Origin of the sequence: Peribacillus sedimenti (assembly GCF_046237635.1) — a bacterium.
Classification (GTDB): Bacteria; Bacillota; Bacilli; order Bacillales; family DSM-1321; genus Peribacillus; species Peribacillus sedimenti.
This window is the reverse complement of the sequence record NZ_CP143547.1, coordinates 4,804,239-4,827,452: the sequence shown is the minus strand read 5'-3', so window position 1 is coordinate 4,827,452 and position 23,214 is coordinate 4,804,239. Positions and strand designations below refer to the sequence as shown.

Annotated in this window: 14 protein-coding genes; 10 read left to right on the top strand and 4 right to left on the bottom strand. The window is 43.1% G+C overall.

All coding sequences use genetic code 11. The annotated features are described in order from the left end of the window. Nucleotides 1-633: 633 nt before the first annotated feature. From V1500_RS23555 to glgA, 6 genes are all read left to right on the top strand, one after another. Nucleotides 634-1,647 (top strand): glycoside hydrolase family 15 protein, encoded by a 1,014-nt coding sequence (locus V1500_RS23555; RefSeq protein ID WP_409303142.1) that lies wholly within the window; start codon nucleotides 634-636, stop codon nucleotides 1,645-1,647. 606 nt (nucleotides 1,648-2,253) lie between these two features. Then, complete coding sequence (locus V1500_RS23550; protein WP_409303141.1) at nucleotides 2,254-5,295, top strand: efflux RND transporter permease subunit; 3,042 nt, start codon at nucleotides 2,254-2,256, stop codon at nucleotides 5,293-5,295. A gap of 1,372 nt (nucleotides 5,296-6,667) precedes the next feature. Continuing rightward, nucleotides 6,668-8,596 carry a 1,4-alpha-glucan branching protein GlgB gene (gene glgB / locus V1500_RS23545; RefSeq protein ID WP_409306098.1) on the top strand — a complete coding sequence of 643 codons (1,929 nt, stop codon included), beginning with the start codon at nucleotides 6,668-6,670 and terminating at the stop codon, nucleotides 8,594-8,596. Further along, on the top strand, nucleotides 8,596-9,750 hold the full coding sequence (locus tag V1500_RS23540) for a glucose-1-phosphate adenylyltransferase (RefSeq protein WP_409303139.1): 1,155 nt from the start codon (nucleotides 8,596-8,598) through the stop codon (nucleotides 9,748-9,750). The genes glgB and V1500_RS23540 overlap by 1 nt, the downstream gene beginning before the upstream one ends. 163 nt (nucleotides 9,751-9,913) lie before the next feature. Then, nucleotides 9,914-11,020 carry a glucose-1-phosphate adenylyltransferase subunit GlgD gene (glgD, locus tag V1500_RS23535; RefSeq protein WP_409303137.1) on the top strand — a complete coding sequence of 369 codons (1,107 nt, stop codon included), beginning with the start codon at nucleotides 9,914-9,916 and terminating at the stop codon, nucleotides 11,018-11,020. A gap of 13 nt (nucleotides 11,021-11,033) precedes the next feature. Beyond that, nucleotides 11,034-12,503, top strand: coding sequence for a glycogen synthase GlgA (glgA, locus tag V1500_RS23530; protein ID WP_409303135.1), 1,470 nt, complete (start codon nucleotides 11,034-11,036; stop codon nucleotides 12,501-12,503). A 54-nt stretch (nucleotides 12,504-12,557) separates the two neighbouring features. On the opposite strand, the gene V1500_RS23525 is transcribed toward glgA, so the two are convergent. After that, a complete protein-coding gene (locus V1500_RS23525) occupies nucleotides 12,558-13,523 on the bottom strand; it encodes an NERD domain-containing protein (protein ID WP_409303133.1) in 966 nt (321 codons plus the stop codon). Nucleotides 13,524-14,092: 569 nt separating this feature from the next. Between V1500_RS23525 and V1500_RS23520 the strand changes: the two genes are divergently transcribed. The 3 genes from V1500_RS23520 (at nucleotide 14,093) to V1500_RS23510 (ending at nucleotide 16,927) form a co-directional block, all read left to right on the top strand. Then, on the top strand, nucleotides 14,093-14,386 hold the full coding sequence (locus V1500_RS23520; RefSeq protein WP_409300131.1) for a transposase: 294 nt from the start codon (nucleotides 14,093-14,095) through the stop codon (nucleotides 14,384-14,386). Then, nucleotides 14,383-15,258 (top strand): IS3 family transposase, encoded by an 876-nt coding sequence (locus V1500_RS23515; RefSeq protein WP_409305893.1) that lies wholly within the window; start codon nucleotides 14,383-14,385, stop codon nucleotides 15,256-15,258. The genes V1500_RS23520 and V1500_RS23515 overlap by 4 nt, the downstream gene beginning before the upstream one ends. Nucleotides 15,259-16,045: 787 nt before the next feature. Then, nucleotides 16,046-16,927, top strand: coding sequence for a proline iminopeptidase-family hydrolase (locus tag V1500_RS23510; RefSeq protein WP_409303132.1), 882 nt, complete (start codon nucleotides 16,046-16,048; stop codon nucleotides 16,925-16,927). Nucleotides 16,928-17,137: 210 nt separating this feature from the next. Here the strand turns inward: V1500_RS23510 and V1500_RS23505 are convergent, their stop codons facing one another. Further along, nucleotides 17,138-17,533 carry a helix-turn-helix domain-containing protein gene (locus V1500_RS23505; RefSeq protein ID WP_409303130.1) on the bottom strand — a complete coding sequence of 132 codons (396 nt, stop codon included), beginning with the start codon at nucleotides 17,531-17,533 and terminating at the stop codon, nucleotides 17,138-17,140. Nucleotides 17,534-17,842: 309 nt separating this feature from the next. Between V1500_RS23505 and V1500_RS23500 the strand changes: the two genes are divergently transcribed. After that, nucleotides 17,843-18,322 carry a hypothetical protein gene (locus V1500_RS23500; protein ID WP_409303128.1) on the top strand — a complete coding sequence of 160 codons (480 nt, stop codon included), beginning with the start codon at nucleotides 17,843-17,845 and terminating at the stop codon, nucleotides 18,320-18,322. 211 nt (nucleotides 18,323-18,533) lie between these two features. Here V1500_RS23500 and V1500_RS23495 read toward each other — a convergent pair whose 3' ends face one another. Both V1500_RS23495 and V1500_RS23490 read right to left on the bottom strand, forming a co-directional pair. Further along, nucleotides 18,534-21,512 (bottom strand): DEAD/DEAH box helicase, encoded by a 2,979-nt coding sequence (locus V1500_RS23495; protein WP_409303126.1) that lies wholly within the window; start codon nucleotides 21,510-21,512, stop codon nucleotides 18,534-18,536. Continuing rightward, complete coding sequence (locus V1500_RS23490) at nucleotides 21,505-23,130, bottom strand: hypothetical protein (protein ID WP_409303124.1); 1,626 nt, start codon at nucleotides 23,128-23,130, stop codon at nucleotides 21,505-21,507. Before V1500_RS23490 ends, V1500_RS23495 begins: the two co-directional genes overlap by 8 nt. Nucleotides 23,131-23,214: the final 84 nt, after the last annotated feature.

The following is a 23,214-nucleotide window of genomic DNA, read 5'->3' as shown; positions in this document are numbered from 1 at the left end:
AATAGTTTTGGATGGAAAACCGATGCCGGGAATTGGGAGCCGTTCATTTTAGTCCTGAAAAGCAGCCAATGGTCATAATGATGGCTTAAAGAACTATAAACCAAAGCCAACCAGGAACAGTTGGCTTTTTATCTTCTCGACATTAGTAAGTCTAGGACGGATTAGAAGAACCGACCTTCACGGGCATGAGCAAAACTGCACCATTTTTAAGCGATAACTTTCTTCGCCTTCACAACATTACATGAACTGATAAATTAATGCTTGTATATTTGGTTGGTGCGGTTATTTCGAAAGGCCCGTTAATCTGTAGGGGTGTATTGGATATTTGCATTCACACTTAAAAATTAGCATGTGAATTTTTTATCGCCATAGGAAAGATATTGAGGATTATTCCTGTAATTTTTTGGGTAAAAGTATGAATAGTCGACGGACTTTTCCGACAGAATAAGTGCTTATTCCTATTATAAAATACAAGCTAACTAGGTTGTCAAAAAAGCTCCTCCCATCATAGTATATATTAAATATCAATTTCAGGGAGAATAAAGTAAGCGCATTCAATATCCTTATGTCTTGTTTATAATTGTCTATTTTGGATAAAAATGTGAGTAAATATTATAAACGGGGTGATTATTCATGAATGTCGATAAAGCAATAGTTGTTCTTGATAAGATGAGGTTACCCAATGGAGCTTATACCGCCAGTACTTCCCAGGATTATAGCTATGTATGGATAAGAGACGTCGTGTATACAGTTCTGCCTTTCTTGCATACGCCTTGTGAACGATATGAAAAAGCCTATCACAGCCTGCTCGATCTCTTCAGGAATTATGAATGGAAAATTGATATTCATACAAAAAAGAAGCCTGTCTTTCTTTTTGAATTCATTCACGCACGATATTCCAAGGACCTGACTGAGATTCCTGTCGAGTGGGGACATGCACAAAATGATGCAATTGGTGCTTTTCTGTGGGGAATTGGTGAAGGGATCAGCCATGGCAAGAAAGTGATCCGTGATCAAAAAGACCTGGAAATTGTCCAAAAGCTGGTTCATTATCTGGAATGTCTCCAGTACTGGCAGGCTAAGGATAATGGAATGTGGGAAGAGAATATGGAAATCCACGCCTCGAGCGTTGGAGCGTGTGTCGCCGGCCTCTCTGCAGTGAAGATGCTTGTCCAGGTAGATGAAGACCTGATCCGTAAAGGGCAGGAGACATTACGATTCATGCTTCCTCATGAAAGTGAGACAAAAGTGACTGACCTTGCATTGCTTTCCCTAATCTATCCGTACCGAATTGTGGACAGACAGACTGCTTTACAGATCATAAATGATGTATCGACCAGGCTTGAGCGCAAATACGGCTGCATCCGCTATGAAAATGACCGTTATTATAACGAAGGAAGCGAAGCGGAATGGTGCTTCGGGCTGCCGTGGCTGGGAATGTGCTATCTGGAGCTTGGAATGACCGATAAAGTCCAGGAATATATTAGGAAAACAAAAGACATCGTACCTGACAACTGGGAGGTTCCAGAGCTATACATCGGCGGCAAGAACGTTCCAAACGGAAATACACCGCTGGCATGGGCTGTATCCCTATCGTACCTTCTCCTGGCAACTGTGGAAGACGACGTGAAGAAAATCAATCTGTGACAAGACATTCCCTAAATGGGGAATGTTTTTTTTTGTGTGAAGAACAAATATTTTTTATAAATAAAAGACCTGGAGCGGCATTCTCTTATGGCGGTTGTATGGCGCTTAGGCAACAACAATTTGAGACAGGGTACCGTATCACTGAATGCTACCAGTCCGAAGAAACTTATTTAATAACGAGGTATTCCCTAATGGAGGGGATTTTTTTATGTCTGAAAAAAGATCGGTGATAAGGAAGTATTTTTCCAGACAATTTCATTCTGTAACCAATATCACCTTTTGCCTGAAAAAGGTCAGGTTGATAGTGGAAGGTAACCACTCCAGTTTTAGCTGAAGGTCACTACCAGGTGTGACTTTGTTTTTATAAGCTTTAGTTACATAAAAGTGCTTAGGTGAAAATGGAAATGAGTTGGCGAGTTTGTAGTCTACGAAAATAATAAGAGGAGGCAGTGAGTAATCTATAAGCCTTAAGGCTTATTAAAAATAAAACTAAAGGTTATTAATGGAAAAATAATAGTTCTTTATAATCATTAGTGTGGTAGATTTATTAAGGAAGTTTTTGTTAAATCATACTTAAACTGGAATGAAATATGGAGGAATTATGAGATGAAATCGATAATCCGTTTTAGCATGAAAAACACTGTCGCCATCTGTTTGCTGATTGTAATGTTAATAGGCGGCGGAATCTTTGCAGTGAGAGAAATGAATGTGGAGAAGTATCCCGGAGTGGATATTCCATACCTTGGAGTACAAATCACATACCCGGGGGCATCTCCTGAACAAGCTTTAAAGGATATTGCAGAACCGTTTGAAAAAGAAGCAATGAATATTAAAGGTGTTAAGAATGTTTATAGTGACGCAACGGCCTGGGGTGTTTGGCTGACACTTGAGTTCGCTATGGATGTGACGATGGACGAAGGAGAAGAGCGAGCGAGAGAAGCTTTTTCGAAACTGGAGCTTCCAGAAACAGCCGGGCAGCTGCAGTTCCATCGCCAGGGTCTCGATAGCCTCCCTATATTTACTGCCGGCTTCGTAACAAAAGGGGATACAGCGGAAATTGAAAAGTTTGTAAAAGATACTGTGCAGCCTTCATTGGAAGGAATTGAGGGAGTCGCAAAAGTAGAGACAGCGGGAATAGATGATAAAAAGGTATATGTGGAGCTTTTGCCGGAACAGTTAAAAAAGCATGGCCTGTCAGCGGATCAGGTAAAACAATTTGTCAGCGGAAATAATCTTTCTATACCGACCGGGGAAATTATCGTAAATGATCAGGTCCTTCCGGTCAGGGTAAGCAAGGAGCTCTCCTCGTTAAAGGTGATTGAGGACATTGATATCCTTCTACCGCAAATGCCAACAGCTTCCGGCCAGCCTGCTGCAAAGCCAAAGGCTGTTAAATTGAGTGACATTGCGAATATTTCCTATGGAAACGGCGGTACGAAAAGCTATACAAGAATTAATGGAGAAGAAGCCGTCACTTTTGCTGTAACAGCAGAACCGGGAGCAAATACTGTTGCCATTGTAAAAGAGGCAAAAGACAAGCTTGAAGAGCTGGATATACCGGCGGGGAATCAATTAAAGATGCTTTCCGACCAGTCAGTATCAATCCAGGATTCAGTATCTGCCATGCTTCGCGAGGCGTTCCTTGGAGCTTTGATGGCTGTAGTGGTAACACTATTATTCTTGCGGAACATTCGGTCAACTTTAATTGCGATTATTTCGATTCCACTATCGATTTTTGCATCATTAATGGTATTGAAGTCTTTAGGATATACCTTGAATATCATGACACTTGCGGGCATTGCGGTTGCGGTCGGAAGGGTCGTGGATGATTCGATTGTAGTTATTGAAAATGTATTCAGAAGGGTCCGTGCCGCAAAAGAAAGAAACAGCCAGTTGGTAGAGGAATCAACAAGGGAAGTGGCATCAGCGATCACCTCTTCAACAATCACAACGGTTGCCGTATTTATTCCGATGGCATTTGTACCGGGAATTGTCGGGAAATTCTTTGCTCCGCTGGCCTGGACAATTGTAGTCTCGCTGTTATTCTCGCTTTTAGTGGCTGTGACGGTAGTTCCATTAATGTCCCGCATCTTCCTATTAAAGCTTAAGCCTGCGGAGCACAAAGAAAACAAGATTCAGAAGGTATACCGAAAAACGCTTAGCTGGAGCCTGTCAAACCGCTGGAAGACATTGCTTGCAGCCGTTCTGATTCTTGGGCTCAGCATTGGGGTAATCGCACCAAGACTGGGTACTACGTTCCTGCCGCAGGAAACGATGCTGGAATACAATGTCTCCATCGAAATGGACCAGGGCATTAATTCAGCAAAAACGAATGAGATTACAGGAAAAATAGAGGACGTTCTATTAAACAATGATGATATTAAACAACTAAGTACGAATGTGGGAGAAGGAAGTGCTTCTGTTGCATTTACAATCAAAGACGGTGTAGAGAATGTTAATAAGGTCACGGCCGACCTTAGAAAAGAGTTCGACAAGATTGATGGAGCCAAGGAAATTACGGTCAGCAGCACGGGCGACATGACGGGAGGCGGTCAGTCCTACCTTCAGATCATCGTGAACGGTCCAGATATTGATGACATTAAAGCCGGAAGTGCGCAGATGGTAGAAGCCTTGAAAGATGTGAAAGGTCTCGCGGATGTCCGTACTACGCTGGAGGGCGACAAACCGGAGATTACCATCGACATGGACGAAGAAAAGCTTGCCGAGCATGGCTTGATGCCTGCCATGGTAGCCCAGTCCGTCCGTAACTTCATTACAGGTGAAACCGTTACGAAGGTGTCCATTGATGAAGAAACAACAGACCTTCAATTGACCATGAAGCTCGATGATATTGATTCAGTGGAAACACTTGGTGAGCAAAAGATCACAAACATGATGGGACAGCAAGTGGCACTGAATGAAATCGGCACGCTGAAGAAAGTAAACAGCCGTATGGTGATCAATCATTTGAACGGAAAAGAGTATGTGTTTGTAAGAGGGACAATTACCGATTCAAACACGGGAGAAGTAAGTGCGAAAGCAGACGATGCTCTGAACAAGCTTGACCTTCCCAAGGGAGTTTCCTGGTATAAGGAAGGTGCTTCCGCTGCCATGGAGGAAGGCTTCAAAAATATGGCGATCGCGATTGCCGTGAGCATCCTTTTAGTGTATATGGTTATGGTTGTGGCGTTTGGGGAAGGAAAAGCACCATTTGTGATCCTGTTCGCCATCCCGTTTTCGGCAATCGGCTCACTCATTGGCCTGTGGGCAGTGAACGAACCGATCGGAATGCCGGCCATGATCGGGCTGCTTATGCTGAATGGAATCGTCGTGACGAATGCGATTGTGCTTCTTGACAGAGTGAAGCAAAATGAGAAGCAGGGTATGGAGAAGCACCAGGCATTGCTGGAAGCCGGGGTAGTGAGGATTCGCCCGATCCTGATGACGGCGATCGCAACCGTAGGAGCGTTATTGCCAATGGCCATTTCCAGCCATGCCGGATTGGTATCAAGATCACTTGCTGTGGTAGTAATTGGGGGACTGACTACGTCCACGCTGCTGACACTGATTATCGTACCGGTGCTATACAGCCTGTTCCACCCAAAGAAGAAGAGCAAGGCCGACAAAAAGTTAACCAAAGCGGCATAATAGGTAAGAAAAGCAAGGATGACTCAGTCCTTGCTTTTTTATTTCCGCTTAGCTATCAGGCCTGGATATGCGGCAGGTGTATGATGCGTCTCGTAACTGCATTTTGTTTAGTTTTCGAAATGGCTTTGCGCTGTCCGGCCTTATTTCGGAGTTCGAGCATAAAAGTCGGATTTCGAGCATAGGACTTGAGAATTCGCTCATACAACTTGGCTTATCGCGCATAAATTTCATAATTCGAGCATAAAAGCCTAAATATCGAGCATAAAGAAGTTCAGGATGGGGTTTGAATGGATTTAATGTGTTAGATAATGAGGAAATAAGGAAAAAAGACATTCAAACTACAAAAATGTGAAAAGTCCAGCATGTTTTTAAGGCAATTCATCCTTTTTAGGAAATCGAGCATAAAAATGCTATTTGGAGCATAAGACTTGAGATTTCGCCCATAGACCTTGGCTTTTTGCGCATAATTTTCCTGATTCGAGCATAAAAGCCTAATATCGAGCATAAAGAAGTTCAAAATGGAGTTTGGATGGATTTAATGTGTTAGATAAACAGAAAATAATGAAAAAAGACAATCCAACCACAAAACTATAAAAAAAACCAGTTTGTTTTTAAGGTAATTTACCTGTTTTAGGAATCGAGCATAAAAATCGAATTTCGAGCATAAGACTTGAGATTTCGCCCATACAACTTGCAATATCGATCATATATACCGTAGTTTGAGTATAAACCTCTGATTCCAAGCATGTAACAAACTGCTCAGACGAGGTTATTCATGATAAAAGGAATTTACACTATTAAAATATCCAAAGTAAAGTGCGCATTTTCCAAATTTTATCTATCTTCCTTCTAGCTCAATCATAAAGTTGGGGTCTACCGTTAAAGCCGCATAATAGTAAAAGACGGAATTATGGGAATAAGGATGCAAGGTTTGACTCTCTTTTTACTAGTTCAATTCTTAAAATTGCGATCTACCATTTAAGCCAATCATAGCGAAAAAGAGAAAGTTAGACGTTATCAAAAAACATCTAAAACGATAGACAGTTCCTGTTCCTGTCACCTTTCATTCGCATCAGCAAAAATAAACGAAAGAAATCAATCATAATATCTCCCTCCTCCTTCATAAAGTTAAAATCATAACTCCATCCCTGCTTAAGCAGGGGTTTCATTGTTCAGCCTTGCACATGCATATACATCCCATAATTGTATAGCACTCCTCCCTTTTTGTTACAGTTCTGTTACATTTTAATATTTTTACACTTTCGACAATAAAAGTGCTTTTTCGTTAAAGGAATCGCATTTTTTGCATAGAAGATTAAAGTGTTCATAGTTTACACAGCAGACGTCGAAGGAGGGTGGTCCAGTGAAAAACATGATGGGAATAAAGGCGAATAACCGCCCAAGTGATTTTGATTTGTACCTTTTTCATGAAGGTACATTATTCGAAGCGTATAAAACATTTGGCGCTCATATCCATGTGAAAGGGGGTATTGAGGGAGTCCAATTTGTAGTATGGGCTCCGAATGCAAGGAGAGTGTCGGTCGTTGGCGATTTCAACCACTGGGATGGGGATCGTCATGTGATGGAAAGGGTTGAAAAATCCGGTATATGGATTGCATTCATTCCAGGGATCAAAGAAGGAGATCTGTATAAGTACGAAATTCTGACGCCGGACAACTCACTCGTCGTTAAATCGGATCCATATGCTTTTTTTTCTGAAGTGAGGCCGAAAACTGCCTCTATAGTCCAACGTTTGGACAAATATGTATGGCGTGATGAAAAGTGGATGGCGAAGCGGGTAAAAAAAGTCCCATATAATAAGCCGATGCTGATTTATGAGGTCCATCTCGGATCGTGGAAGCTAAAGGATAATGGCGATTTATACACGTACCGGGAGCTCGCCGATGAATTGATTGACTATGTGATTGAACACGGATTTACACATATTGAACTTATGCCAGTGATGGAGCACCCATTTGATGGCTCCTGGGGATACCAGGTTACCGGATATTTTTCAGCCACAAGCCGTTTTGGCAAGCCGGAGGACCTGATGTATTTTATTGACCAGTGCCACCAGAAGGGTATTGGTGTGATTATGGATTGGGTTCCTGCCCATTTCTGCAAGGACGCTCATGGACTGGGGCGCTTTGACGGAACACCCCTTTACGAACCGGTGGATCCCATGAGATCGGAACGGCCGCTCTGGGGAACATATAATTTTGACTATGAAAAGCCAGAAGTAATCAGCTTCCTGATTTCCAATGCCATGTTCTGGATGGATATTTTCCATGTTGACGGATTCAGGATTGATGCTGTGTCTTCCATGGTGTATTTGAACCACGACAACCCTCTGCCGGAAAAGCTCACCAACAAATATGGCGGTGAGGAAAATCTTGCGGCGATTGATTTTATAAAGAAGTTGAATGAAACGATCTTTCAAAAATATCCGAATGCCCTCATGATGGCGGAGGAGGCTACTGAATGGCCCGGTGTAACCGCACCGACAGATGCAGGAGGCCTTGGCTTCAACTACAAGTGGAATATGGGGTGGGTCAACGATGTCCTGCGCTATATGAAGCATGAACTGAGCCACCGTCCATACCATCATAACCTCTTAACCTTTTCTATGTTCTATGCTTTCTCTGAAAATTTTGTACTTCCGTTTTCCCATGATGATGTAGTCCATGGAAAACGTTCCCTATTAAATAAGATGCCGGGTGATTACTGGCAAAAGTTCGCTAATCTTAGGCTTTTGTATGGGTACTTGATGACGCACCCAGGCAAAAAGCTGTTATTCATGGGCAGCGAACTCGGCCAATTTGCCGAATGGAAGGATAAAGAGGAGCTGGACTGGATGCTGCTCGATTATCCATCCCACCAAAAAGTGAATGTCTATCTCGCCGAGCTGAATCATTTCTATAAATCCATGCCGTGTCTCTGGCGTCTGGATCATGATCCTGAAGGATTCGAATGGATTGATCCCAACAGCAAAAAGGAACGTGTCATTTCTTTTATCAGAAAAGGCAGGCGTAAAGGCGACTACTGTATAGTGGTGTGCAATTTTTCAGCCGACGTATATAGGGATTTTCGGATTGGTGTGCCTTCAACCGGACGGTATGTAGAGGTTTTTAATAGTGACGACATAGCCTATGGAGGCTCCGGAGTACGAAATGAGAACCCACTTCTGGTAGAAAAAAAGCCGTATCATAATCAGCAGTACAGCATGGAAATTACCATCCCTCCATTGGGAGTAGCTATTTTTATGAAACAAACTAAAAAACGACAGGGGAGATTATCATAATGGCCAAAAAACAAAAATGGATCGCGATGCTATTGGCAGGAGGACAGGGATCGAGACTTGGAGAATTGACAACGGAACTGGCTAAGCCGGCCGTTTCATTCGGCGGAAAATATAGAATTATAGATTTTGCTTTGAGCAATTGTACTCATTCAGGGATTGAAACAGTCGGTGTGCTGACCCAGTACCAGCCCCATCTTTTGAATGCCTATGTAGGCAATGGCCGGGCGTGGGATCTCGACAGAAATAACGGCGGAGTGTCTGTGCTGCCTCCTTATATGGGCAAACAGGGCGGTCAGTGGTATGAGGGTACAGCGAATGCCGTGTTCCAGAACATCCAATACATTGATGCGTATGAGCCTGAACATGTACTGATTCTTTCCGGAGATCATATTTACAAGATGGATTATAGAAAGCTGCTTCGGTCACATGTGAAAAACGGAGCCGGTGCAACCATCGCTGTAATCGAGGTACCATGGCAGGAAGCTAGCCGTTTTGGAATCATGAACACGGATGAGACTGATAAAATCACAGATTTTGACGAAAAGCCTGCCGAACCAAAAAGCAATTTGGCCTCCATGGGTGTGTATTTATTTAATTGGAAGCTGTTAAAAAGATATTTAGTCCAGGATGAGCTGAATTCTGAGTCCTCAAAGGATTTTGGAAAGGATATCATCCCTAAGATGCTTAAGGATGGAACAAATATGTTCGCATACCGTTTTGACGGATATTGGAAGGATGTCGGTACGATCCAGAGTCTGTGGGAAGCGCATATGGACCTGTTGGAACCTGAACCGGAATTCAAATTGAATGACCCATCCTGGCAGGTCTACGCAGGTAATCCTAACCATCCGCCTCAATACATTTCACCGGATGCCAAAGTAAACCAGTCGCTGATCAATGAAGGCAGTATCATCCATGGAAACATAGATCATTCTGTCATCTCCTACAATGTCCGCGTCGGAAAAGGCGCCCGCATTAAGGATGCTGTCATTATGCCAAATGTCGTCATCCAGGATAATGTCATTATTGAAAAGGCGATTATTACCAGCAATTCAGTGATAGAGGAAGGAACCGTCATCCAGCCGGCAAGCCCGGAAGATATAAAGCTGATTGGATACTATCCCCGATCAGAGAAAATGGATGAAGTATTTTAAGGGAGATCCCTCCTAAGCCTCTTTTCGTAAACCCTTTACATGTCAGCAAGGGATTACGGAAAGAATGCAGCTAACTACGTACTCAGGCTGTTGTTTGAAAAACTATAAACTAGCAAATAACAGCCTTTTCTTAATTACACTACTAACACAAGGGGCGCTGAATATGGAAAAGGTACTTGGAGTTATCAATCTGATTAATGAAAGATCATTTTTAAGAGAGTTGACACAAAACCGTTGCTTGGCCTCAGTTCCATTTGCTGGGCGATACCGCTTGATTGACTTTACACTGTCAAATTTCGTAAATGCGAATATTACCAAGGTCGCTGTGTTTACCAAGGATAAATATCGTTCCGTTATGGACCATTTGAATTCAGGGAAGGAATGGGATTTAGACCGCAGAAATGGCGGCTTGTTTATCCTGCCTCCGATTCATCCGGATGAAGCTATAAAAGGTGATGTTCAGCAATTCTATGATCATCTTGAGTTTTTTGAGCGGTCCCCTCATGAAACGGTCATCATCACGCCAGGCCACCATGTCTGTAAGATTGATTTTGATGATGTAGTGGAACAGCATAGAAACTCGGGTGCTGATATCACAGTGGTGGTGAAGGACTATGTTGGCGGGTCCGTCGAAAAACCAATCTATCATACTTGTATACTGGAATCGGATAATGAAATTTCTGATATCGATTTATATACAGTTCCAAGAGAAGGAGATTCCGTATGCCTGGAAATGTATGTGGTTAATAAAGAACGATTGATCAACTTGATCAAGATGTGCATCGAAAACAATGAATATGACTTCTTGAAGGATGCGGTAAAAGCAAACCTTCACCGCCTGCAGGTGAATGGGTATAATTTTACAGGCGAAATGCCATTCATACACTCCGTCGAGAGCTATCATGTCAGCAATATGGCCTTTCTAGATCCTGAGGTGGTCCGTTCCTTCTTTTATGATGGATGGGATATCTTTACCAAGGTAAAGCATGAAGCTCCCGCCAAATATGCGCAGACTTCGAATGTCATCAATTCTTTGATTGCTAACGGATGCGAAATTGAAGGCATCGTCGAAAACAGCGTAATTTTCCGGGGAGTGAAAATTCATCCCGGTGCAGTGATCAAAAACAGCATCATCATGCAGAAAAGCGATATAGGCGAAGGGGCATACATTGAGAATGTGATTATGGACAAGCAGGTTCAGGTGGGCAAAGAGAAGGTTATCGTTGGTGGGTCCCAGCCTAAAGTCATAAAGAAAGCAGAAGTCATATAACAGGAGGACAACGATGAACGTACTATTTGCTGCATCAGAATGTGCACCATTTATTAAAACCGGAGGGCTTGGCGATGTGATTGGCGCATTGCCAAAGGCATTGAAAAACCAAGGCGTTGGAGTAACGGTCATTTTACCTAAATTCGGCGACCTGGACTTCAAATATAAGCAACAGATGGAGTTTATCACGGATCTTGAAGTACCTGTTGGCTGGAGAATGCAGTTCTGTGCCATTGAAAAGCTGGAGCAGGACGGGATCAGCTATTACTTCCTTGATAATGAGTATTATTTTAAACGCCATGGCAGCTACGGCTTTTTTGATGATGGAGAAAGGTTTGCTTTTTTTGGACGGGCGGTGCTCGAAGCATTGCCATACCTGGACGACAAACCGGACATCATTCATTGCCATGACTGGCAGGCCGGGCTCATTCCTGTCTTTTTAAAGGCGCATTATGGAAGAGATCCATTGTATAAGAATATTAAAACAGTGTTCACCATACACAATCTGCGCTATCAAGGGGTCTACCCAAAAAATGTATTGGCCGAGCTTCTCGACCTGAGTGAGCTTTATTTCAATGTGGACGGCCTTGAGTTTTATGGAAATGTGAGCTATCTGAAAGCAGGGCTTGCATACTCTGATTATTTGACAACGGTAAGCCCTTCCTATGCTTCAGAAATCCAGATGCCATACTATGGGGAAAATTTAGACGGGTTCCTGCGAAAGAGAAGTGACAGGCTGGAAGGGATCCTGAACGGGATTGACGCGGAGGATTATAATCCAGCCGCCGACCCTCAATTGTTTACGAACTATACGGACTATGCAGGTAAGATGGAAAATAAAGCACAGCTCCAGCAGGGACTGAATCTGCGGGTGGATGAAGGTGTGCCCATCATTTCGATGGTTACGCGGCTGGTGGATCAGAAGGGAATCGATTTGGTCCTGCATGTTTTCCGTGAAATCTTGAGCCAAAATGTACAATTGGTGATCCTTGGCACAGGTGACTGGAAGTATGAAAACGCATTAAGGGCATTAGCTTCAGAAAACCCGGACACAGTCCGTTTCGAGAATTACTTTGATGACACCCTTGCACGCAAAATATATGCAGGGTCCGATATGTTCTTAATGCCATCCCAGTTTGAACCATGCGGAATCGGCCAGCTGCTGGCCCTTCGATACGGCACAATTCCAATCGTGAGGGAGACAGGCGGGCTTAAGGATTCGGTCCAGCCATACAACGAATTTACGGGGGAAGGCTATGGATTCAGCTTCACGAATTACAATGCTCATGACATGCTGTATGTTATTGAGCAGGCTGTGTGGCTGTATAGATACCAGGGGAATAGATGGAGAAAGCTAGCAGAGCGTGCCATGTCACTGGACTTCAGCTGGGATGCTTCCTCAGCGAAATATAAGGAGCTATATTACAGACTCGTGCCAGAGAGCAGTATTGGGACAAAAAAGGATGAAATATTTCCTTGGTAGATGAAAAGAGCATGCATTGGGGAGGCCCGGTACATGCTTTTTTTCTTGTGAGTGCTAGTTATTGAGTGGAAAGTATACGCGATTTTTGTTGTGGCCGTTGAAAGGGAGATTTAGTGAGTGAAGCAACCGGCAAGCGACATGCCTTGAGGGGACTTGAAGGAAGTTTCTGAAAGCGGTGTTTGTTACAGTGGGACTTATGAGGAGGAAATAATCATCAAGAGCCGCTGCATGCGGGTTAAGGCTTTTAGTATTACACGCAGGGCAATGCCAGCAACCATGCTGTCGTTTCAGCGGTAAAAATCCGCAATCAGGGCAAAAAACTCCCGTTTGTAATTCAGCCGGTTTAATTTGATAGTTTGCGAGAATGTCGACATCCTGAGGAGTATAATGCCTAATCAGGTGTCGTGATAATTTTTTCATTTCCTTAACTTCCAGGGTCGTTGTAGTATGAATTTCCTCGAAAAGCTTAAGCTTTTCCTCAACCTCTGAGGCATGGCAAATCCTTTTATAGTCACCAGAGTGGCGATTACTAATTTTTATAACGGTTGAAGGGTTGCTGATCACTACCAAATATTCAATCGGCATTGGCGGGAATTTCATAGACTTCAGCCACGATAACAGTCGCCTTCGCTGGCGTTTTACCTGTGACACTGGATCAGGGAATCCTGTCTCTTTTTCGTCATAAATTCGGATTAATTGTTTGTAGGTGGGGTCAAATAGAAGGGTGCCGGAAATGTTCTTAATTTCAATGGTTAATGCGAAGGCTTGGGAAACAAACAGTGCATCAATTTGAAATATTTCCTCTTCAACAGTGAGGCGTAAATTGTGGAGAATATAGTAATCTTTCTCTGATATATTCTTCAAATGGTAATCTACGGACTGCTCACCTTTGAACCCTGCTTTGTGTTTTGCCATATCCTTTTCGATAAGCTGCCTCTTTGGATGCTGACTCGGCAGACGGCGCAATAAGGCTTGCAACTTTGCTAATATAATTGGTATTTCACGCTGCTTGGCTATCAATAATATGCTCCTCTCTATGTTTTTATATTTTATTCTTCATTAATCTGTTAATCCCTTCTAACCAAAATCTAAAATTGTATCAAAATTAATAATGTGACTATAAAAAAGCCCTCTACAATCTAAAAAGCAGTTTCTCCTCTTATTGTTGCTCCTATATTTGAAAAATCAGATTTTAAATGCATTCTAAATAATAGAAAGATAAGCTTATGTGCGAAATCTAGGGGGTTATGCTCGAAACGGGTGCTGTTATGCTCGCTAAGCGCCAGTTTATGCGTGAAATTGGGATTTATGTTCGAACCACATGTTTTATGCTCGAAATGTACAAAACTTCCTTCACAATGTAAAAAGTCTGTTGCTTCTATACTAATTTATCAATCTTTCCTTTGTTTTTGTTTCAATCCTTAAATAAACCCGAGTGAAATACATTCAAAACAGTAAAAAGAAAAGCTTATGCGCGAAATCCGAGGTTTTATGCTCGAAACTGGAGCTGTTATCAAGTTAGTCTAAAAAGTGGACACGTAAAAAAGATAACTTATAATAAACATAATTATTAAAAGGACGTGTTCAGAGTGGGGAAACATCGTGATCCGGAATTTAAAGAATATGTAGCTAAATTAGTGGTTGAGGAGGGCCGGGTAGCCCGGGAAGTAGCATACGAGCTGGAAGTGCCGTATCCCACTCTTCGCAGGTGGGTTAGTGAATATAAGAAGAAATTAAGAAACGGGACAGAAAAAGAGACATATATAACACCTGCAGAACTTAAAAAACTACAAAAACAGCATGAAAAAGAGATTCAGCAGTTAAGAGAGGAAAATGAAATTCTAAAAAAGGCTATGCACATCTTCACAAAAAACCAAGCATAATTTACAGTTTCATCTATGCTCATCGGGATGAACATACTGTGGTGATGATGTGTAAAGTCTTAAAAGTATCGAAGAGTGGATATTACAAGTGGATAGATAACAAAGATAGGGTCGACCTCGAAAGAGAGGCTTACAAGAAAGAAATCCAGCAGAAAATAAAAAAATCTTACTATGAAAGTGAAGGAACTTATGGAAGTCCCAGGGTCCATCATGATTTAATCGAATGGGGATATACGATTTCAAAAAAAACGGTCGCACGAATCATGAAGGATTTAGGTTTGCGTGCTATCCCGGAAGAAAGATTTGTCGTGACCACGGATTCCAATCATGATTTGCGCCTTTATCCTAATCTTTTAAATCAAGAATTTCGTGCGCAAGCGCGGGATCGGATATGGGTAGCAGATATTACATACATTTGGACCCTGGAAGGATGGGTTTATTTGTCGACCGTGATGGATTTGTTTTCCCGAAAAATAGTGGGATGGAGCATGGATTCCCATATGAAAAAGGAACTGCCGCTGCAGGCTTTAAACATGGCGCTCCTGACGCGGCAGCCTACAAAGGAATTAATCCACCATTCTGACCGAGGATCCCAGTATTGTTCTAACCAGTATGTGGAGAGGCTGCAGGAACTTAACGTTAAAATCAGCATGAGCAGAAAAGGCAATCCATACGACAATGCCTGCATAGAATCGTTTCATGCGACAATTAAAAAAGAGTTAATTTATAGAAGACGTTTTAAGTCTCGGGCAGAAGCAACAAAAGCAATCAATTACTACATCAGCAGTTTTTATAACCAAAGAAGGAAACACTCGACTTTAGGCTTCTGTTCACCTAATCAATTCGAGAGAAATATGGGTTTCGCAAGCTAGTTTATAACTAATAATTTCACCATTTGGGTATGAAGTGAACAGTCAGGTTTTTGACTGATCACTTTCAGAAACCTTCAGCAAACGAAATGCGCTAGAGATTTAGAACAAAATAAAATCAAAGCCTATTGTCCACTTTCTTGACTGAAGTCCAGTTATGTTCGCTATGTAGCAGTTTATGCTCGAAATCCGGGATTTATGATCGAACCACAAGTTTTATGCTCGAATAGTAAAAAACTGCCTCCGCCACGTAAAAAATCAGGTGCTTCTCTATCAAATTGTTAATCTTTCTTTTGTTTTTGTTTCAATCTTAAAATAAACATGATTAAAATACGTACAAAAGAGTAAACAGAAAAGCTTATGTGCTTTTATGCTCGAACTAGAGCTGTTATGCTCGCTAAGCGCCAGTTTATGCTCGAAATCCGGGATTTATGATCGAACCACAAGTTTTATGCTCGAATAGTAAAAAACTACCTCCGCCACGTAAAAAATTAGGTCCTTCTCTATCAAATTGTTAATCTTTCCTTTCCTTTTGGTTCAATCCTTAAATAAACCCGATTGCGATGCAAAACAGTAAAAAGAAAAGCTTAAGAGCGAAATAACATATATTATGCGCGATATTCAGAGTGTTATGCTCGAAGTGTGGCAGTTTATGCTTGAACTCCAGAGTTTATGCTTGAATTAGAAAATTTATGCTCGAACCATAAAAAGCAAAAAATGCACGAACGTCAAATCAACGAAAATGTTAAGATAAAGTTGATAATAGATAAGGCAAGGGGAGAAATAGAACATGTCAGTTGAAGAAGGGTTAGTAACGGTAACCGGCGGCAAAGTCTGGTATAGGAAAGTAACAGCGGGGAACGAAACAGCCACACCGCTATTGATTTTGCATGGAGGTCCCGGAAATAATCATCTGGCGTTAAGAACTCTGGATGAACTGGCTGCAGGCCGGCCCGTAATTTATTACGATCAGCTGGGATCTGGCTATTCTGAGAGGCCGACCGATCCGTCCTTATGGAAGCTGGAGCGCTTTGTGGAGGAGTTAGGCCAGGTTAGAAAAGAATTGGGACTGGATCAGGTACATATTTTGGGACATTCCTGGGGGACAACGCTGCTAGCAGCATATTTGCTTGCTAAACCAACCGGGATTAAGAGTGCGATTTTTTCAAGTCCGTGCCTGAGTGCGCCTCGATGGGCAGATGATCAAACTGAACTGTTAAAGGACATGCCGGAAGATATTCAGGAAATCATCCAGCGCTGTGAGTCGGAGGGAACCACGGATTCAGAGGAATATGAGGAAGCGACAAAGCAGTATTACCGGAAGCACCTCTGCCGGCTAGATCCTCGGCCGGAATCCATGGAGCAAGCCTCCAAGCTTGGCAATAAAGAAATATATAATTTGATGTGGGGTCCGTCTGAATTTTGCGTTACAGGAAATTTAAAAGACTTCGACTGTACGGACAGGCTGCATGAGATCAGCGAGCCATCCTTATTTCTGTGCGGCCGGTTTGATGAGGCGACACCTGCATCCGCTGAATTTTTCAGCAGTCTGGTGCCGGGCTCTATGTTTCATGTCTTCGAAGAAAGCTCACATTGCGGTTATGTTGAACAGCAACAGGAATATGTTGAGGTAGTGGGAAAGTTTTTAGAGAATGTTGAGGCGAAACAGTAATTTTACTGATAGATAAAAATGAACCTCCTGTAATCCGGGAGGTTCTTGATATATTATTCTACTGAGCTTGCCAGGCATATGAATACCCTTGTACTGCTCCTTCAACGTTTTGAAGACTATTAGATAATAATGGTTTATTGACGCTTTCCCATAAAAGAACTCCTATGGACAGTCAGTTGAGACTGAATATAGAAGTTTATTAGTCTCACTTTAGCTCTTCCGCAATCCCTTCACAAACGTCTCCAGAAATTCCGCGGTGCGCTGCTGTTCTTTGGCGGGATATTTTTCTAGCTCCAAAAGGGTCCTTTTCAGTTTAGGATTTCGTTTATATAGCTCTTCCAAAGCACGTTCTTCATCTGATTTTTTGTATCGATAAGCAGGCCTTTCTTCCTTGCTGATAGTTCCTCCGGTCAGCTCGGATATTAAATCTTGGGGATCAATATGAAAAAGCTTTGCGTATTGTTTTAAAATTTCAATTGAGGGAGTTTGTTTTCCGGTTTCAAGTTTGGAAATGGCCGAGCGGCTGATATTCAGCTTATTGCCAACATATTGCTGCGACCAACCCTTTCCGTCACGCATTTCCCGTAGCTTGTCTGCTAAGCTCATTGTTCATTCTCCGTTTTCGTCATTTACCTTAACGTACAACTCAAAGGGAGAAAAATGGGTTTATGACACGTATTAGAACAAAAACAATTGTTCTCCATTAGAACAAACTTACACTTCTTCGTCTAAGAGAAGACCGAGCTAGGCCTATAACAGCAATTTTACACTATACCCATAGGGGAAATGCATCATTTGCACTTCATAAATCGTTCAAATCACCAGTAAAAAATACGCAGGATTTTACTAAGGGCATGTGAAAGTTAAGAGGTTAAAATACGAAATGGAAAAGGGAAACACATGGAGAACTATTTCTTGAAAAAGGTAGCTGAGAATAATGAGGACAAGAAGCCGGCAGTAATTATACGGACTGTCCATGCGAATGGGATTACGCAGCTAGGTACCTTTACTTTCTTCGATGCATTGCAACAATGGTCAAATTCCAAACAAATCAAATATGAGTTGTACAAGCTTCAACAAGACATCTGTGTTACATTCCACTCAGTTGGCCACCCAGACTACTCCCGCCTTCAAATTACCGCCCATCAAAAAAAGATTACGATTAACAAAAAGCAGCATACAGAAGAAGCTATAAATGAAGCTGGGACAATCTATCAAACTTCCAGGCAAGAAAGCTTATATGATATCGTCCAAAGAATCGGGATAAAAGCTGAGAACAAAATTGTTTTTCTTACGTACATTCCTAAGGGGAAAGGAGCAAAACGCAATAAAAAAGACCGCCTGAAAGCTTCGGTGTTGAGTGGTGCGCTAGCGGGTGATTCATCGTATGGATAATAATTTTCGTAGATTCAATAAAAGCCTGCCAAGGAACTGGAGAATATGATGCTAATTATTAATCAATCGTTTGATTAAACTCGATCAATCCAGTCCCCACTTCAAAAAGTAATTTAATCAATCGTTTGATTAAATGTGATATCCATAAAAAAAATCACCAGAAGGCTGTCTAGCCAACCTTTTGGTGATCTTCTAAGCCAACCTGCTTAACTTAGTGCAGTGCCACTAAATCTCTGATTTCTTCTGTGGATAATTCGGTGATCCAATTATCGCTGCTGATGATTTCATCGTTAAGCGCCTGCTTTTTTTCTATCATTGCATCAATTTTTTCTTCAAGAGTACCTGTGCAGATCAGTTTGTGGACGTGAACAAATCGCTTTTGCCCGATCCGGTAAGCGCGGTCGGTCGCCTGATTTTCGACTGCCGGATTCCACCAGCGGTCAAAGTGGATGACATGATTGGCGGCCGTCAGATTCAGGCCGGTACCGCCTGCCTTAAGCGAAAGGATGAAGATTGGGAACTCGCCGTCCTGGAATCTCGCAATCATGTCATCACGCTGCTGCTTGTTGTTGCTTCCATTCAGGAATGGAACTTCCATTCCGTAGCGCTTCTCCAGCAATTCTTTGATCATATTCCCCATGCCGATATACTGGGTGAATATCAGGCAGCTTTCGCTCTGTTCCTGGACCGCATCCACTAGCTCTGCCAATTTTTCAAGCTTTCCGGACCTCTTAGACGCCTGATCCAGGTCAGACGTTTCTTCCTTCAAATAAAGGGCAGGGTGATTGCAAAGCTGCTTCAATCTTCCCAGCATTTGAAGGATCAAGCCTTTCCGCTCGAATGCTGACAGTCCTTCAATATTGGCAAACGTGTCCTTGATCAGCTGCTCATATAAGGAAGCCTGCTCTGTCGTAAGCGGAACGAATTCCTTCTGTTCCTGCTTATCCGGAAGATTCAGCGCCACATCCTTGTCTTTTTTCGTCCTTCTCAAAAGGAATGGCTGAATCAAGCTTTGCAGCTCTTTAATTTTTTCCTTTTCATCATCGCGTTCAATGGAAGAGACATATCTCTGCTGGAACTGTCCGAGAGTTCCAAGATAGCCCTTGTTGATAAAATCAAATAGCGCCCAAAGCTCCGTCAGCCTGTTTTCCATAGGAGTGCCGGTCAGAGCGACATGATGGCGGCCCTTCAGCTTTCTAACAGCACGGGACTGCTTGGTTCCAGCATTTTTTATGTTCTGGGCTTCGTCCAAAATAATACTGTTCCACTGTACGGATGTCAGTTCATCAAAGTCCTGGTGAGTAAGGCCATATGAAGTGAGCACAACATCACAATCAGCGATTCTTGGTACAAAACGATCATCCTTGGCCCTGTTGGAACCATAATGCAGATGGACCTTCAATTCGGGTGAGAAGCGTTCCAATTCCCGCTGCCAGTTGCCCAGTACGGATGTTGGACACACAATCAGAGAAGCCTTTACTGGTGTGACCGGAGTTTCGTCTCCGGATCGCAAGTCTTGTTCAAACTCAGCCTCATCGATATGCTCTGATTGGGCATCTTCATCCTGTTCCACAATCACTGTGTGGGAATGCTGGACCGGCTCATGGTAATCGAACATAAACTCGTTGGCATGCACCTCTTCATGGGCCTTTACATATAACAAATACGCAATCATTTGGACTGTTTTCCCCAGACCCATATCATCCGCAAGACATGCACCAAACCCATTCTCACGTAAAAATAAAAGCCAGCTCATTCCTTGCATCTGATAAGGCCGCAGCTCTCCTTGGAGATCCTCAGGAGTGGGCAATACAGGGATATTCTTTGTTTCCCTAAGGCGGCTGACCAGCTTTTTCAGATCCTGATTCAATTCGAACTGAATCTTTAGCATGTCTCCCTCTTCAGAATCTTCATCCTCATCCACGGCATCGCTTATAAATTCCTGCTGGAGGAGGTCATTTAAATGAAGTCCTTTCTGATTAGCGGTTTCCATCAGCTCCTGAATCTGCTTAATGAAGGATTCATCCAGCTTGACCCATTGGCCCCGTATATAGACAAGGCGCCTTTTTTCCTCCACAAGCTTTTGGAATTCATCCTCAGATAATTCCTCGCCGTTGACAGAGAACCTCCAATCGAAATCCATCAGCGCGTTAAGGCCAACATAGGAAGGGCCTCTGGACATCTGGCCTTTTACCTTTGCCTTAACCTTAAGGGACGATTCCTTCAATGCCATCCACCAGGAAGGGAGCAGGATTTCAGCACCGAGGAATATCAATTTCTCACTTGCTTCCGTCAAAAAATCCCAGGCTTCAAATTCGGATAATTCCTTTTTAAAAGTAGAATCCTCCTCAAGCCATGGTACGGCTTTTAACCAGCGCGAGACGGATTGCTCAACCTCTTGTGTATATTTGCGCGGCAATCGCTTTGCAGGATATACAACGGTTTCAGTCTCATCCTTTTTGGAGCGAAGGACGATTTCAAGCTTCCAGGGCCCTTCTCCGTCGAGAGGTTCGGATAATCGAAGCCCCGTTTTAAACGGTTTAGGGTCATCCTCCACACCGAGCCATTCCAGCCAGCTGTCGCGGTCAAAGAACGCCTGAAGCTCATCCGGTGACATTCTTGTATCCTGGAGGGCGGAAACGGCTTGCTTCCACTTGTCCCGCACCGGTGAATACACTTCCAGATACCTGGAAGCAGCTTCGTTATAAAGGCTGCTGATAAAGTTTTGTACGGTCATCGGCTTATTACCGTCAGGATATATGGTGTCCTCCCAGAAGGCGGAATTGAATTCATCAACCACTTCTTCAGGCAAATGCCAGGCTACAGCTCCCTGCTGAAGGCTCCCAAAGTCAGGAATGGGGATTCCCTCGCCAATCGTTTCATAAAGGATAGGAGCTGCAGACAGGAGAAGGGAAGAAAGCTCTGACCATTCCCAATCAATAAAGGAATTGAACCCTTCCTTTGCAAATAGGTGAAGCAGTCCCCAGGCATCCAGTATAAATATAGCAGTCCCGTCCCGGTCTTCGTGTTCAAGCCTCGTTCCGTAATAGCTTGCTTCGTCCCATGTGAAAAGCAGCTTGCGTACCGTCTGTGGTTTTATAGGTTGACCTTGCTCATCGGTAACGGAAATGGCGTATTTGCGATTATCCAATAAGTCAACTTGTACTTTTAATTTTCCTATGTTAAGCATCGATCAGCTTACCTCTTTTCAGCTCTTCTTGAAAAGCGCGCAATCGCTTTGTCGATTCCGAAAGATGTGCCACATAATCGTGGAAGAAGTCTTCTTTTTTTAATTTCTTATAGATGGTCCGCATTTTTTTGAGATAGCGGACAGCCTGCTTATAGGCTGAGCGGTTTTTCATGCTGACATTGTCCTGGACGGCATGGTAATACAATGGCAGGACCAGGGATGGATCCTCGGCCACAACCTTTTTGATGTTTTCTGTGCTAATCACATCAATGCTGATTTCCGAGTAAATATGCATTTCCACCCATTTTTTGTAAGAACCCTGTTCAAATAGGAAATTTGCGTAATTCCAGTAGCTATAGGGAAGGGACTCCCGATAAAATCTTTCCAGCAAATCAAGCCGCTTGGCTCTGTAGCAATAAGAACTCACCTGGGAGGTGAAAGTCCGTACAAAATCGGTGGCTCTATAGTAATCACGCAGTCCTTTAATGTATTCCCGAATATGTGAATTGAGAAATTCGATAAAGGCGGCACTACGGTAATCCGAGTCATTTTCCGCCAAATAATTAAGCCAATAAAACATATACGGACAGGCATCGCTGTCCAGGCCCTGAAGAATTTTTTCTGCTTCGTCCTGGTGGCTGGTCAGAAGTGCTAGATGAATGGCTGCGACTTTATGGGCCGTAATCTCTGCACCATTCAGCTCGCCGGATTCAAGGCGCTCTTTGATAAAGGACCGTTCCTCCTGCCGCCAATTGGACTTCGTCAGAAGAAGACTCCAGATAGCCCGATATACCTCGGTCTTCTCATAATCAAGACCATCCTTCCCCGAAAGGAGAGCTGGTACATCATTACGGATGCCTACAAAGAAAGGATCAAAGGCAAAAGGGCGGGCCTGGCGCCCAAGATGCTGCAGTAAATGATGCAGTTCTTCCATCATGTCATCAGCGAACGCATACAGAGCGCGCAGCACCGATTGCTGGTAGGAATCCTTCTGCAGGATATCGACAAGAAGGCGTAAAACAGCAAAATTGACAACGAAAGAATATAGGGTTTTCCACTCCCGTTCGAATGGCTCCTGGGCTTTAAGCTTCTTCATAAATGTATTAATTTTATCCTCGACTACATAACCGGGAAGGTTCAAATGCGGCTCAAGATGATCTTCAAAGTTGTTCTGTACGAACTTCTTCCAGCCGTCATAGCTCTTCTCAGGCTGTATGGCCTGTCTTGCCTTCAGAAGGTCACTTGCCCGCTGGATAGGAAGGTCGCCAATTGCCGGCTTCTTAGGGATGGGAGAATTCGAACGCCAGCTGCGCAGCCAGTCACTTATGCTTGCAACCTCTGAGTAGGACGAAAAGAACAGGGCAAGCTTATGGCGACAAAAGCCTTCCGGGTCACATTCACAGGTACTGCTTGCCGGATCAAGCAAATTCAATGACACCTGGACAGGAATAACATCCTGGATGGTAGCCTTCATTTCGTCAGGCGATTCAGTTTTGCCATAAACCAAATCCTGACGGTGGAGGTTAAGCCCTTTTTGGACAACAGCTGAATCCACTTCATTCTTCGGATCAAGCAGCCTTGCCAGCTTCTCAGCAAATAACATCAACTCACTCGACATACACAACCTCCCAGCTGGGGTCACACCCTGAGTACTGTGTTAAAGTATTTTAAGGGTCAGACCGTATTAGTTTGTTAAAAAATT

Bases quoted from the DNA above. Each gene is read 5' to 3' on its own strand.
- V1500_RS23555 (WP_409303142.1), top strand. From the start codon at position 634: ATGAATGTCGATAAAGCAATAGTTGTTCTTGATAAGATGAGGTTACCC.
- V1500_RS23550 (WP_409303141.1), top strand. From the start codon at position 2,254: ATGAAATCGATAATCCGTTTTAGCATGAAAAACACTGTCGCCATCTGT.
- glgB (WP_409306098.1), top strand. From the start codon at position 6,668: ATGATGGGAATAAAGGCGAATAACCGCCCAAGTGATTTTGATTTGTAC.
- V1500_RS23540 (WP_409303139.1), top strand. From the start codon at position 8,596: ATGGCCAAAAAACAAAAATGGATCGCGATGCTATTGGCAGGAGGACAG.
- glgD (WP_409303137.1), top strand. From the start codon at position 9,914: ATGGAAAAGGTACTTGGAGTTATCAATCTGATTAATGAAAGATCATTT.
- glgA (WP_409303135.1), top strand. From the start codon at position 11,034: ATGAACGTACTATTTGCTGCATCAGAATGTGCACCATTTATTAAAACC.
- V1500_RS23510 (WP_409303132.1), top strand. From the start codon at position 16,046: ATGTCAGTTGAAGAAGGGTTAGTAACGGTAACCGGCGGCAAAGTCTGG.
- V1500_RS23505 (WP_409303130.1), bottom strand. From the start codon at position 17,533: ATGAGCTTAGCAGACAAGCTACGGGAAATGCGTGACGGAAAGGGTTGG.
- V1500_RS23495 (WP_409303126.1), bottom strand. From the start codon at position 21,512: ATGCTTAACATAGGAAAATTAAAAGTACAAGTTGACTTATTGGATAAT.
- V1500_RS23490 (WP_409303124.1), bottom strand. From the start codon at position 23,130: ATGTCGAGTGAGTTGATGTTATTTGCTGAGAAGCTGGCAAGGCTGCTT.